The sequence below is a fragment of the Euzebya rosea genome (assembly GCF_003073135.1).
Lineage (GTDB): Bacteria > Actinomycetota > Nitriliruptoria > Euzebyales > Euzebyaceae > Euzebya > Euzebya rosea.
On sequence record NZ_PGDQ01000029.1, the window covers coordinates 23,930 to 32,645 of the forward strand.

Here is an 8,716-nt window from a genome sequence, read left to right on the forward strand (position 1 = left end):
GATGGCGGGGCGTCAGACGTGGCGGCACAGGGGCAGGGCGGCGGCGGCGAACGCGCGGGCCTGCTGGCCAACGAGTCGGCGCGTCTCACACGATCCCTGGACGGCGGCCTGCTCGATCTCGGCGACCGCGGCGTCGAGTGCGTCCCGGGTGGGGGCGGAGACGGCGAGCAGACCGGTGTAGCGGACCAGCGCGTGACCGGCGGCGAGGTCGGCCTCCTGCTGCAGGACGTCGTGGTACTCCGCGGTGTCGCGGGCATCGGTGACCTGGCCGAGCCGGGTTCGCTGGGCGGTGTCGGCGAGATGCTCGGTCTTGCGCCGCCGGATCTCCCGGGTCGCGCGGTCGGTCGGCACCGGCTGGCAGATCAGTGAGAAGGCCCGCCGGACGCCGCCGGAGAGGACGAGTGGGGCGAGGAACCCCGGGTGGACGGCGGTACGTGGCCACTCGCTGATCCACAGGACGGCGTGCCAGGCGGAGTCGGTCCGGAGGGTGTCCCAGTCCTCGACCATGGCCATGGGGCCGGCGTCTGCCAGCCGGCCCTTGCCGGCATGGTCGATGCCACCGGCCAGGTGCGGGTCGTAGGCGGTGCGCACCAGCCCGGTGAGGTCCCTGGTGCCGAGCCAGTGGACGGGGGCGAGGTCTGCCGTGGTGAGCGCCCGGCCGATGGCGGTCATCTCGCGCCGAAGGACCCGGGCAGCGCCGGCCAGTCCCCCACCGGCAGCACGGACCTGGCTGGCGGCCTGCCGCAGGTCCAGCGCCACGGAGACGGTCGTGAGGTGCCGCTCGCCTGTCGGGCCGGCCGCAGCGATGAGTTCCCGGTAGGTCGCGGCGACCCAGGACCCGTCGTCGATGCCGTGGCGTCCCCACCAGTCGGCGAGGCCCTCGCCGTGGTCGGGGAGGGTCTGTTCGAGGACGTGGATGCGTGCGATGCCGGTGGATCGGGCTGCGCCGGCCAGGACGCGTCCCCAGCCGTGGACGCGACGCTGCTGGTCGGTTGGGTCCTGCAGGACGAACGCCCGGTGGGCGACCCGGGCGACAGCGACCAGCAAGTGGCTGGCCGGGTCGTGCACGAGCACGGCGCCGCTGTCGGGGTCGACCATGGTGTCGAGCGGCGAGGGGTCGCCGGGTAGGTGCAGCCGGCCGGCGGGTCTGGGCAGGAGGACCGATGTGGCGTGGGTCGCCTGGCCGCGGACGCGGCGCCACCCCCAGGCCATCCAGCGGGGGAGCCATTCCACGAGGGGCCGGCCGTCGCGGCGCAGCAGGGCGAGCAGGATCGCGCCGCCCCACAGCGGTGCGGTCCATGTCGCCCCGACGGCGTCGCCGGCGACGAGGCCGCCCACGAGAACGACGAGCGCGTACCCGAGGGTCGCGACCTGTCCGGCCGACAGGCCGAGCAGCACCCCGCGTCTGGCCAGCCGCGAGAACGTCACGGCGTCGGGGTGGCCGTCCCGGGTGTCGGTGGTCATCGGTGACCCCCCTCACCGGAAGGCGCGCGGACTGAGGGTGACGTGGTGGGTCCGGCGTCGCGTCCCGGGGCACCGTGGGGCCCGCTGTGTTGGCTCGCCCTGCTTGCGGCCATGGTCCGGGAGGCGGTCGTCGACACGACGACCGGGGCAGCGGCTGCGGCCGGTGCGGCCGGTCCGGCGGCGGCCGGGCCCACGACCTTGGCGATCCCGGACCGCATGATCGGTGTGGCCGGGACCGCCCGGCGGACCGCGGTGCTGGTGTCGTGCTCGGCGGCCACGAGCTGGTGGACGTCGATTCCGGCGAAGGCGATGAACCGGTGGGTCATGGCCGGGGCGAACCCGGCCAGGAACAAGAGGACGATACCGGCCAGCGGGTCGGCCACCGTTGCCGGCTCGCCGTCAGTGGTGGGGGCGATGGCGACGGTGCCGACTAGGAAGATGAGGACGACCACGAACTTGGAGACCACCAGCGCCACCACGAACGAGGCCCACCGTGCTGCCCAGGCCCGTGTGGGTTGCCAGGACCAGCCGGCCAGCGCCAGGGGTGCCAACGCTACGGTGACCAGCAGCAGGGACGTGCGGACCAGCATCGACCCCCAGACCATCAGGACACCGAGGATGGCCAGCCCAGCCAACCCCATGGTGACGATTGCGCCGGCGCCCGGGGTCGCCAGCACCAGCGTGGACAGGCCGGTGACGAGCGTGGCGATACGTGCTCCGAGTTGTTCCATGGTGGTGCCGGCTGCGGCGACCAGGGCCCGGGACAGCTGGTCGGTCGCCTCGAGCAGCAGGGTGGTCAGAGCGATGGCGACGAAGGACCCGACTACGGACTTGGCGAGGCCGGTGATGGCCTGAGCGAATGCGCGGGGTTCGCGGCGGACGAGGCCGCGGAGCAGCTGCAGGGTGAACAGCAGGAGCATCAGGAAGACCGCGACGCCGAAGACGGTGTTGTAGACCTCGACGTAGGCAGGGCGGGACAGGTTCACGATCGTCGTGGCGTCGATGACCTCCCAGACCGACTCGACCATCCAGCCGGCCGCCTGGCCCATGCTGAGGGCCAGCCATTCGAAGGGGGCGGCGACCAGTGCGCCGGCGGCGTCGCCGGCGACCTCGCAGACTGCGGAGAGGACCGGCAGGTCGCACGGCGCCATCAGGACACGCCCTGGCCGACGGTCCAGAAGAAGTTGACCAGCGTGACGGCGGCTCCGCAGATGGCTGCCGAGCCGCAGGCGGCCAGCACGCCGACCTTGCCCCGCCCGGCGAGGTGTGGGTTGGCCGATTGGGCTCCGAAGCCCCAGACGACCGCAGACACGAGCAGGGCGAGGACCGAGAGGACCAGCCCGAAGCTCATGGCGGCCCCGACGATGCTGCGCAGCGCGGCGATGCCCGGCAGGCCCGTGTCGTTGGGGGTGATCGACACCTGAGCCAGCACCATCAGCCCCAGGCTGTTCACAGCGACGCCCCGGTGTCGAGCAGCGCGTTGAGCCAGCCGACGCCGCAGCCGGCCAGGGTCGCGGCGGCAGCAGCGCTCCACAGACCGGCGCGGGCCCGGCTGGCCATGCGGACGTCGCCGGTGGCGCTGGCCATCGCCAGGGCACCGGCGCATCCGACGAGCACAGCGACGGCGACGAGCAGCACGATGCCGAGCAGTGCACCGACAACGTCGGACAGGGTGCCGGCGTGGTGGATGATGGACAGGTCCGGGGTGACGCTGGTCGCCAGCGTTGGGGGTGAGGTGGCCATGTGCCCTCCGTGGGTCGGGGTCATCCCACAGGTGTGCGTCCCTGCCCAGCCGTCAGCGGCTGAGGCTCACGTGGACGTGGTCGATGTGGCCGCCGGTGACCGATGTGGGGTCATGGATGCCGCCGCCTCCGTAGGCCCGCCAACCCTCCTCGTCCCGGTCGATGTTCCAGATCCGTGCCTGCCAGATGACGTACTGGACGTTCAGCTCATGGGCGTGGTCGCGGAGCCAGCGAGCGAACCGCCACCCCTCCTCCCGCTGGGCGGGGGTGGGGGCCTGCCCGATGGCGTTGCCGAACGTCACGTCGCATGCCCGGCCGCGGGGGTGGTCGGAGTCGGTGCCCGGTCGTGGCGACCAGCAGGTCCAGTCACTGCTGGGGAAGGCGGTCCGGCCGGCCGCGACCAGCGCGGCAGTGGCTGGGGTGACGAACCCGCCGGTGCCGGTCGGGTCGGCGACGGCGTCGCTCTGCACGGGTAGCGCACAGGACGTTACCGGTGAGGCGACGTCCGGGCTCGGGGACGCGGCGGGATCGGGATCCGGGCTCGCGGTTTGGCCCGGTGCCGGGCCGGTGTGCGGGAGCGCGGCAGCGTCGGCCGGCCCGCAGATTCCCTGCACCGCAGAGCCGGCCACGAGGGCTGCCAGCCCCAGAGGGACGAGCACGGCCACGAGCGCGGCAATCGTGCCCGCTGTCCCCAGTGTCCATATGGGAGGGTGCGGGTGGCGGTCGGGGGCGGAGCGGCTCATCACCAGTGAGGTGCGCCCGGGCGACCCCGATGGTCCGACCGGTCAGGCCGCATCCGTCGAGGCCCGTCGCGCGGCGCCCGCTGCGTCGACGAACGCCGTCGTCGCCTCGGCGAGGTGGTGGAGCGATCGCCACTGCTCGTCGTCCAGGGCCGGCCCGACGAGCGCCGGGTCGTGGGCCCCCACCCACGCGGCCAGGTCGTCCAGGCCCAGCAGGAAACGTCGCATCCGGGGCGGCGGTCGGCTGCTGGACGCTGTCGGCACGTCGGCCTCCCCGTCGGCGGCGGTATCAACGAGTCGCATGACACGCCGGTACGGGCCGTTGACCTTCCCGGTCTGGTCGACCTCACGGAGCGCCTCGGCAGCGACCCGTCGGACCTCCTCGTTGTCGACCTCCAGCGCCAGCTGCTGGAGCCGGCCCACCTGCTCGAGACGGGTGTACGAGCGGCGCCCGGTCACCAGTTGCGCCGCCCGCGCGCGGCTGTCTCCCGGACCGGTGAGGGTGGCCGCCGATTCGGCGGCACCGGTGTCGTCCTTGGTGCCGAGCCGGGTCCGGGCCTGTCGTCGAGCGGCGTCCTCGGCGAGGAGCGCCTTGAGTTCCCGGTACATGTCGGCGGCCTCGGTGGGGGCCAGCGGTTGGCGCATGGTGTTCTCGTGCTGCTCGGCGAGCAGCCGCTGCAACGGCGTCGACATGCCCGCCCGCACCCAGACGTTGACGGTCCGCCAGCCCAACTGTGTGACGGCTGCCAGCCGCCGTGCCCCGCAGACCAGCAGCCCGCCCGGGGTGATTGTGATGGGTTGCAGCAACCCGACGGTGGCGATTGATTCAGCCAACGCGTCGAGGTCCCCGAGGTCCCGGCGCTGGCGGTGCCCGACGCGGATGGAGGCGACCGCCCGGTCCATCTCCACCAGGTTGTCCCGCCCGGTCACGACGATGCCTCCCCCGTGGAGTGGCAAGGGGCGGACCGGGTGATGAGGCAGACGAGATCCTCGTCACTCAGGGCGTCGTGGGCATCGTCGCCGGCCAGCAGACGCGCGAGCAGCCCGTGGCGGAGCACCCCGGTGCCGGAGGGGTGGCCGAGCAGGACGCGGAGCAGTCCGATCCAGCTGTGATGTGACAGGTCCAACTGGGCCCGGATGGCCTTGTCTCGTCGCAGGCACTCATACGCCGCGGGCCGGTTGCCGATGTCGGCGAGCCGACTGCAGACGAACTCCACCCCGGCGCCGGCTATCCGGGGTGGCCATCCCAGTGCGATGAGCAGCAGGATGCTGTCGGCCAGCGCCCGGCTGACGTCGCCCGCCCGCGCCGCGTCGTCGGTGTCGTCGGGCCCGGGGACCACCAGTGACGGGTGGTGGTCGGGTAACCGGTGCAGGTCCTCGCCCAGACGGCGAACGTCGTGGCCCTCGTCGTAGCCGGCCCGGCGCGCACGTGCGGTGGACACCAGCAGCCCGTTGGCGCGGTGCTCCGCTGCCAGGGTGCACCGCACGGCCGTCGTCACCACCGCCCACGGGTCCCGTGCCCCCCTTGTCGACGGGTTGCGCATCGCTTCGAACGCTGCCGCGGCCGCGTCGCCTGGGTCGGCGCCGTACTTGGCGGTCAGCGGAGCGTACCGGTCGATGGTGAACGCCATCAGCGCATCCACGTCGGCGTCGCCCTGCCAGGCACCGGCCCCGGCGTCGTGCAGCCGGTCAAGCAAGGCCCGAAGGCCCTCCCCCGTCGTGAACCCGTGATCGGCGGGTGGTGTGTGCGAGTGGGCCTCGGCTCGTTCAGCACATGCGGCCATGGGCGCCCCACCCCTTCTGGTCCAGTTCGACCAGGGCGTGGAATCGCCGGTGCCCGACCGGGTGCCCGGCCAGCGCGTTGACGATCCGCAGCCAGCCGGCGTGCTGGGCCTCCTCGACCGTCGCGAGGTGGGCGGTCAGGTCGACGTGGCGATGCACCCGCTTCCCGACCAGCAGGGCCAGGAAGCTGCGTGACGGGTCATCGCAGGCCGAGGCGGCCCACCGGTCGGCGGTGTACTCCTGCGTGCGGACCAGCCAGCGGTCGAGGCCGACCAGCTTGGGGAGGGGTCGGATGGCCAGGCGCCACAGCGCCGTGTGGCCGGCCGCGATGTGGCCGAGCTCGTGGGCCAGCGCGAACTTGACGGCGTCCCAGTCGCCGACCTCGTAGGCGATATCGACCAGGTCGCTGGACAGCACCACGTAGCCGCGCCGGACGGTGCACTTGGCCGCCATGGCGTTGACCAGGCCGTGACCGTTGACGACCATCAGGCGGGGACGCCGGCGCAGGCCCATCTGGTCGGTGAGGGTGATGAGCATCCGGTGCAGCTCGGGGAGTTGCGTGGGGCTGGTCTCCACTCCCCGAGCGAGCAGGGACCAGAACATGACGCGGATCGCCACGGCGGCGGCCACGAAGGGGATGGCGAGTCCGCCGAGCGCGATCGACGCCGGATCGGGGACATCGGCACGCCCCACGATGGCGACGACGGCCACGCAGGCCCCGCCGAGGGTCAGGGCACTGCAGAGGACGAGGACGGGGACTTCGGCGCGGTGCCGGAGGGTCGCGGCGTTCGGTCTGGTGGGTGACCGGAAGGTGGCCCCCGGCGAGGGTGGGCTGGGCGTGTCATGGCTATCGAGGGCGTTCATGTCCGGTGGGACGGGACGGCCCTGTCCGTTGTGTCAAGAACCTGGCGGGGCGACATGCCGGGGACCACCGTCGGCCGTCACCCGCGGGAGGTCAGCGGCGTCCGGGGTCATGGCGTGTCCTCGCGGAACCATCGGCCGACGGTGGAGGGATGGACGCGGAGGTGGCGGGCGATCCGGCGGTTGGACCATCCGTCGGCCCGTCTGGCCTGCGCCTCGACGATCCGGTCATCGCGGGACCGAGCGGGACCCGCCGCGGTCGCCGGCGGGGCCTCGCCGGAGGTCAGGTGCGACGGTGCGTCGGCTCGGGGTGGTGGCGAGGTCACCTGGGTCGTCAGCACGACGGTGAGGTGCGTGATGGCCAGGAGGACCAACGGGGGGACGGCGGAGATGGTGGCAGCCATCCAGCTGGCCAGGCTGGCGTCGCTGGCGACGACGGCATGGACGGCGTTGCCGGTGACCGACAGGCCGGCACCGACCACCAGCAGCGTCCAGGGGTACCAGGTGGCCCGCCGGCCCTGCGGGGCGAGTGCCACGACCGACAGGGTGGCGACGAGGATGATGCCGTCCACGATCAGCGGCCAGACCCATGCCTGCTTGTCCGGGATGCCGGCGCGGGTCGCGAGGTCTGTCAGTGCCGTGAAGGACAGCCAGAAGGCGCCGAGGGCAATCAGGACGGTGCCGGCGACCGCGGTGCCGGCGACCCACCGCGGGACCGCCGGCTGCGCACCTTCGTCGTGTTCGGTCATCGGCCGATACCTCGGTCGAGCGGCGGCTGGCGGCGCGTGGGTGTCGGGCTGGTGTGCCGGTAGGCGGAGCGGATCGTGGCGGTGACCTCACGGCTGGGCAGGCCCGCCTGCGCGGCGGCGTTGCCGAGCAGCTCCTCGGCGACGTCGTGGCCCAGTCCCATCTCGACGTAGCGGCAGGCGGCCCAGAACAGGGCGTTGTTGCGTGTGCCTTCGCTGCGCGTGGACAGCCATGTCGCGATCCCGCGGGCCGATGATGGTCCCAGGGGTCGATCGACGGTGGTCGTTGGTCTCGGGCGGGGGTCGAGGAGGTGGCGGACGCCCGATGCGTCGAGCGGGGCGGCGGCCCGGCCGGTTGCCACGACGCGGTACGGGCGTACCCCGCTGGTGGTCTCGACCGCCGAGGGTGGCACAAGGACGTAACCCCCGGTGCCACGGAAGTCGACGTGGTATCGCGTCAGGGCCCATGGGCGCTGTGGCCGGTCCGGCGCCGCCGGGTAGTACAGGTGCAGTCCGTCGTTGGGAGTGGCGACGGCCGCGAGGAGTGTCCGGCCGTGCCCGGCGCGGAGCAGTCGCGGGAGGACGTCGAAGCCGTTGCCGGACTGGCGCCGGTCGACGTCGAGGACGTCCACGCCCGATCCGCCCGTGGCGATCGCGACGTTCGCCTCGGGCCAGCGTCGCCACCAGCCGGCGAGCTGGTCGGGGACGCTGGAGGCGTCGACCAGCCCGTTGGGAGTGAGGGGCCGTTTGGAGCCGTGGACGATCGGCAGGACCTGCAGGCCCGCTGCCGCCAGAGCCAGCGCTGCCTCGGCCGGTCCGCAACGGCTGGCCTGTCTCAGGGCGTCCACGACCCGACGGCCGTTGGGACCCGTACGTTCCGCGAGCTCCATGCCACTCCCCTTGCACCGCCGATGACGTCCTGCACAGCAGGTGTGCTTGGCAACCCACGAAGTGCCACCCAGTCGGGACATGCGTGGGGTTCGGCACCGATGATCGACAGGCGGCGAGTCCGGTCAGGGGGAGCGACTCCCGTTCGCCGCCAGAGTCGGTCCGATTAATGACGCTGCGGTCACGTGGTGAAGGGCGACTATGTGCTGACGGGAGTCGATGGCTCGGGCCTCGGTGCTAGGCAGCCCTGGAGGACCGCTCGAATCGAGCGGCCCCTCTCGCCGATACATCGGCAAGGCGGTGTTGGGTCATCGGTCATGAGTTCCTCGAACGCACCTCCCGAGGGTGGGACCGGACTGCGACGCGTCCGGGTCACAGGCTTGGGGTGAGTCCCACCACGTGGTGTAGGAGCAGGGTCCGCCCGATAGGGCGGGCCACCGTGTGAACTTCATGTCTCCTACAACGCGAAGGACCCACACGATGACCCAACAGC

At 72.6% G+C, this 8,716-nt stretch carries 10 protein-coding genes; all 10 read right to left on the reverse strand.

Features of this window, described 5'->3' with window-relative positions:
- Positions 1-12: 12 nt before the first annotated feature.
- Positions 13-1,464, reverse strand: coding sequence for an SCO6880 family protein (locus CUC05_RS23765; protein WP_108668640.1), 1,452 nt, complete (start codon positions 1,462-1,464; stop codon positions 13-15).
- On the reverse strand, positions 1,461-2,615 hold the full coding sequence (locus CUC05_RS23770; RefSeq protein WP_108668641.1) for a TrbL/VirB6 family protein: 1,155 nt from the start codon (positions 2,613-2,615) through the stop codon (positions 1,461-1,463). Before CUC05_RS23770 ends, CUC05_RS23765 begins: the two co-directional genes overlap by 4 nt.
- On the reverse strand, positions 2,615-2,899 hold the full coding sequence (locus tag CUC05_RS23775) for a DUF6112 family protein (RefSeq protein ID WP_108668649.1): 285 nt from the start codon (positions 2,897-2,899) through the stop codon (positions 2,615-2,617). Before CUC05_RS23775 ends, CUC05_RS23770 begins: the two co-directional genes overlap by 1 nt.
- 14 nt (positions 2,900-2,913) lie before the next feature.
- Positions 2,914-3,207, reverse strand: a complete 294-nt coding sequence (locus CUC05_RS23780; protein WP_205712517.1) for a DUF6112 family protein — start codon at positions 3,205-3,207, stop codon at positions 2,914-2,916.
- Between the two features lie 52 nt (positions 3,208-3,259).
- Positions 3,260-3,676 carry a VldE C-terminal domain-containing protein gene (locus CUC05_RS23785; protein WP_108668642.1) on the reverse strand — a complete coding sequence of 139 codons (417 nt, stop codon included), beginning with the start codon at positions 3,674-3,676 and terminating at the stop codon, positions 3,260-3,262.
- A gap of 315 nt (positions 3,677-3,991) precedes the next feature.
- A complete protein-coding gene (locus tag CUC05_RS23790) occupies positions 3,992-4,876 on the reverse strand; it encodes a ParB N-terminal domain-containing protein (protein WP_108668643.1) in 885 nt (294 codons plus the stop codon).
- The gene (locus tag CUC05_RS23795; protein WP_205712518.1) at positions 4,873-5,643 is read right to left on the reverse strand and encodes a hypothetical protein; all 771 of its coding nucleotides are present in this window, start codon (positions 5,641-5,643) and stop codon (positions 4,873-4,875) included. Before CUC05_RS23795 ends, CUC05_RS23790 begins: the two co-directional genes overlap by 4 nt.
- A gap of 70 nt (positions 5,644-5,713) precedes the next feature.
- Entirely contained in the window at positions 5,714-6,592 is an 879-nt protein-coding gene (locus CUC05_RS23800; protein ID WP_108668645.1) for a M48 family metallopeptidase, read from the reverse strand.
- Between the two features lie 107 nt (positions 6,593-6,699).
- Positions 6,700-7,338 (reverse strand): DUF2637 domain-containing protein, encoded by a 639-nt coding sequence (locus tag CUC05_RS23805; protein ID WP_108668646.1) that lies wholly within the window; start codon positions 7,336-7,338, stop codon positions 6,700-6,702.
- Complete coding sequence (locus CUC05_RS23810; protein WP_170128106.1) at positions 7,335-8,225, reverse strand: bifunctional DNA primase/polymerase; 891 nt, start codon at positions 8,223-8,225, stop codon at positions 7,335-7,337. The genes CUC05_RS23805 and CUC05_RS23810 overlap by 4 nt, the downstream gene beginning before the upstream one ends.
- Positions 8,226-8,716: the final 491 nt, after the last annotated feature.